Genomic DNA, 3,727 nt, shown 5'->3' with positions numbered 1-3,727 from the left:
TTTGGCCTAAGTTTTCGCAGCGAGTGACCCCTGGCTTTTTGAGAAGATACGAAAATAAGAGAGCTTAAATCAATGTTACTCAAAGCAGGATTTAACTATCGCTCTGGTAAGGGAAGTCATACAGTTTGGAGTCATCCTCTTTTAACCTATAGCTTAACCCTTTCAGGGAAGGATGGGGCTGATGCCGATCGCTATCAGGAAAAAGATGTTAAAAATGCGCTCAAAGATTTAGATAATTTGCAGGAGTAAATCAATGAATCATCAATACAGTATCATTATCCAATGGTCAGATGAGGATCAAAAATATGTCGTTAGTTTACCCGAATTTGGTCCCTATGCTCACACTCATGGTAATAGTTATGAGGAAGCTTTAAAAAATGCTCAAGAAGTTTTAGAACTTTTAATCGAAGATTATCAAGCTAGAAATAAACCTTTACCTAAACCAAGTAGTTTTAAAACAATACTCGACGTTTGATCTTTATTAAAGTCTGTAGGTTGGGCAATTCTTTAAATTCCTTGATTCACCTTAAAGATATTTAGTTTTCTCCACCTGACAAACTTAATTAAACAGACAAAAAAAAGAAGCATCTTTATTAAGATGCTCCTCAAAACTATCTTAAGATAGTGATTACTTAGACTCAGACTCAGAAAATTCTGCATCGATGACATCATCGCCACCACCAGAAGTTCCACCACCAGGAGGTGTACCAGCATCATCACCAGGGGCAGCACCAGGCGCGCCACCAGCTTGTTGATAAACGCTGCTACCGATGCTGTAGAGAAGTTGTTGTAACTCTTCTGTCAAAGACTTGATCTTATCGTCGTCGTCTTGAGCGATCGCATCTTTGAGATCTTTGATCAACCCTTCAGCTTTGGTTTTGTCTGCTTCAGGAATTTTATCCCCTAACTCACTCAGTTGTTTATCAGCTTGATAAACTAAAGAATCAGCTTGGTTCTTACGGTCAATTTTTTCCCGACGTTCCTTATCTGCGCTGGCGTTAGCTTCTGCTTCTTGAACCATGCGATCGACTTCGTTATCGGGTAAGGTGGAAGCGCCCGTAATACTGATAGACTGTTCCTTACCAGTACCTTTATCCTTAGCAGTCACATTGAGGATACCATTAGCGTCGATATCAAAGGTAACTTCGATTTGAGGAACACCACGGGGTGCAGGGGGAATACCATCTAAGCGGAATAACCCTAAGTCTTTGTTATCCTTGGCCATTTCCCGTTCCCCTTGTAGAACATGAATTTCTACATTGCTTTGTCCATCAACTGCAGTGGAGAACACTTCAGATTTTTTGGTGGGAATGGTAGTGTTGCGAGGAATAATCTTGGTCATCACACCCCCCAAGGTTTCTACACCCAGGGATAGAGGTGTTACGTCCAACAAGAGAATATCTTTAACTTCACCAGCTAACACACCCCCTTGGATAGCCGCACCCATTGCTACTACTTCGTCGGGGTTAACCCCTTTGTTGGGTTCTTTCCCTAAGAGTTTTTGAACCAACTCTTGTACCGCAGGAATACGGGTAGAACCTCCTACCAATACCACTTCATCGATATCGCTGTTGCTTAGTTTTGCATCCTTCATGGCCTTTTCTACGGGGATGCGAGAGCGATCGATGAGATCGGAACAGAGTTCTTCAAATTTTGCCCGTGTCAAGGTCATATCGAGGTGTTTGGGACCTTCTTGGGTGGCGGTGATGAAGGGGAGGTTAATCTCGCTTTGGGTAACGCTAGAGAGTTCAATTTTTGCTTTCTCTGCTGCTTCGGTTAACCGTTGTAAAGCTTGTTTGTCTTTACGCAGCTCGATACCTTCATTTTTTTGAAAATCTTCTGCTAGAAAATCGACAATTTTCTTATCAAAGTCGTCCCCTCCTAAATGGGTATCCCCAGAGGTGGCTAATACTTCAAATACACCGTCCCCTACTTCTAGGATAGAGACATCGAAGGTTCCACCCCCTAAGTCAAATACGAGGATGGTTTCGTTACTTTTTTTATCTAACCCGTAAGCTAAAGAAGCGGCTGTGGGTTCGTTAATGATGCGTTTTACTTCGATCCCGGCGATTTTTCCGGCATCTTTGGTTGCCTGACGCTGAGAGTCGTTAAAATAAGCTGGAACGGTAATAACGGCTTCGGTGACGGTTTCACCCAAATATTTGCCAGCATCTTCTAATAACTTACGAAGAACTTGCGCGGAAATCTCTTCGGGGGCAAACTGTTTATTTTGGGCTGGAGAATCTACCTTGACGTTACCATTGCTATCCCTTAAAACTTTATAAGAGACTTCTGTTGCTTCGTTGGTTACTTCCTCGTGTTTACGACCCATGAAGCGTTTAACGGAATAAAAAGTATTATCAGGGTTCATTACCGCTTGACGCTTAGCGATCTGTCCTACCAAGCGATCGCCGTTCTTTGCGTAAGCGACTACGGAGGGGGTGGTTCTGAACCCTTCTGCGTTAGCGATAACGGTGGGTTTTCCACCTTCCATTACTGCTACACAAGAGTTAGTGGTTCCTAAATCAATTCCGACGACTTTTCCCATATCCTATGACTCCCTAATTACTATATGAATTACTCAATGCTGTTAATCAGCCTAAGTATTAATAATGGGTTTTCTTGAGTATTTATCACTCATATCTATGGTGACGGGATAAGGGTTCTCTAGGGTAGTGTAGTTTCCCGAACCTAGAAATGACGGTTTGATGGTTTAGTTACCAGTGAACAGTTAGTAGTGACTGTTTAATGATGGTTAAGTCGGATGTATAATCTGGCATCGCCAGAGTAATTTATTTTACATTCTTATCTCTATTGTTGCTCCAATTGTTCTATGGTATTCAAAGATTTTTCTGCGTTATTTGTGTTAGCTTGAGCATTGAATAATTCGGCTGCTTTTCTTAAATCTGCGATCGCTTTTTCTCTTTCTTCTAGTTTAAATCGGGTGACTCCTCGGTTATGATACGCATCGGCAAAATTACTATTGAATTGAATTGCTTTGTTATAGTCTTCTACTGCTTGCAAAGATTTACCCAAGCGATTATAGGCTAAGGCACGATTGTAATAAGCTTTAGAGTTATTTGCGCTCAGAGCAATGGCTTGATTGTAATCTAGTATTGCTGCTTGGTGCATTTTGGTATCGTCTTTTGCATTACCTCGATAGATATAAAAATCTGCATATTTAGGCTCTAATTCAATCGCTTTTGAACAGTCTTCTATGGCTTGTTGGTTATTTTTCAGTTGATAATAAGCATAACAACGATTCCCATAAGCATAGGCAAAATCAGGTCTTAATTCTATGGCTTGACTGTAATCGTTAATTGATTCTTCAAACTGTTCTAAAATTAGGTAAGAATAGCCCCGATTATAATAAGCATCGGCATCGTTTTCATCGAGTTTAATGGATTCGCTAAAGGCTTCTATCGCTACTTGATAGTTTCCTGCGTCGATTTCATCAACCCCTCGATTGTACCAGTCTATAGCTGTTAATGATGGTGTTTCTTCTGGTTCTTCTACGACATTTTCTTGAGAGGTTTCTGGTGCTTCCTGCGCGATATTTTTGGCAATATTTAGTGTAATATTGGTTAAAGAAAAACAACTAGTCAGTAGTAAAGTGATCGATAAATTCTTAAGTTTAATCATGGTTTTTAAATTCATTACAACGATCAATTAATTTATAGCGTTTCTCACACTCATGAGGTACACCCAATATTTAGGTTATAACTCC

Annotated in this window: 4 protein-coding genes; 2 read left to right on the top strand and 2 right to left on the bottom strand. The window is 40.6% G+C overall.

Translation table 11 applies throughout. The features are described from left to right. Positions 1-54: 54 nt before the first annotated feature. Together P9B04_RS16740 and P9B04_RS16735 are read left to right on the top strand one after the other, a co-directional pair. Positions 55-249 (top strand): type II toxin-antitoxin system HicA family toxin, encoded by a 195-nt coding sequence (locus P9B04_RS16740; protein WP_342056122.1) that lies wholly within the window; start codon positions 55-57, stop codon positions 247-249. A 4-nt stretch (positions 250-253) separates the two neighbouring features. After that, positions 254-475 (top strand): type II toxin-antitoxin system HicB family antitoxin, encoded by a 222-nt coding sequence (locus P9B04_RS16735; RefSeq protein WP_342056121.1) that lies wholly within the window; start codon positions 254-256, stop codon positions 473-475. A gap of 153 nt (positions 476-628) precedes the next feature. On the opposite strand, the gene dnaK is transcribed toward P9B04_RS16735, so the two are convergent. Both dnaK and P9B04_RS16725 read right to left on the bottom strand, forming a co-directional pair. Then, positions 629-2,548, bottom strand: coding sequence for a molecular chaperone DnaK (gene dnaK / locus P9B04_RS16730; RefSeq protein WP_342056120.1), 1,920 nt, complete (start codon positions 2,546-2,548; stop codon positions 629-631). A 263-nt stretch (positions 2,549-2,811) separates the two neighbouring features. After that, positions 2,812-3,642, bottom strand: coding sequence for a tetratricopeptide repeat protein (locus tag P9B04_RS16725; protein ID WP_342056119.1), 831 nt, complete (start codon positions 3,640-3,642; stop codon positions 2,812-2,814). Positions 3,643-3,727 lie beyond the last annotated feature (85 nt).

It is taken from the genome of Crocosphaera sp. Alani8, assembly GCF_038442745.1.
GTDB lineage: Bacteria > Cyanobacteriota > Cyanobacteriia > Cyanobacteriales > Microcystaceae > Crocosphaera.
Note: the sequence above shows the minus strand (reverse complement) of the source record. Positions and strands in the feature narration are given on the sequence as shown.

Bases quoted from the DNA above. Each gene is read 5' to 3' on its own strand.
- P9B04_RS16735 (WP_342056121.1), top strand. From the start codon at position 254: ATGAATCATCAATACAGTATCATTATCCAATGGTCAGATGAGGATCAA.
- dnaK (WP_342056120.1), bottom strand. From the start codon at position 2,548: ATGGGAAAAGTCGTCGGAATTGATTTAGGAACCACTAACTCTTGTGTA.
- P9B04_RS16725 (WP_342056119.1), bottom strand. From the start codon at position 3,642: ATGATTAAACTTAAGAATTTATCGATCACTTTACTACTGACTAGTTGT.